1 protein-coding gene is annotated in these 290 nt (G+C 53.4%); it reads left to right on the top strand.

Annotated elements, in window-relative coordinates; genetic code table 11:
- Positions 1-290: DUF202 domain-containing protein (locus AC0L3S_RS39280; protein ID WP_473285334.1), on the top strand; the 290-nt coding region annotated here is incomplete at both ends.

Genomic DNA, 290 nt, shown 5'->3' with positions numbered 1-290 from the left:
CGCAAAGCCAGACGCATTGCCGACCCAGGACTGCAGCCGGAGCGCACATCACTGGCGTGGTTTCGTACCATGCTGGGCTACGGCGCGTTGATGGCGTTGGCTATCAAACACAACTGGCACCAGGCGGGCATGTTATTCTGGATTTCGATTGGCATTCTCGCCATCGTGGCGCTGATCCTCTGGCACTACACCCGTAATCGCAATTTAATGGATGTCACGAATAGCGATTTTTCCCAATTTCACGTAGTCCGTGACAAATTTTTGATCTCCCTCGCGGTGTTATCTCTCGC

The organism is Bradyrhizobium sp. Ken01, from assembly GCF_055807355.1.
Note: the sequence above shows the minus strand (reverse complement) of the source record. Positions and strands in the feature narration are given on the sequence as shown.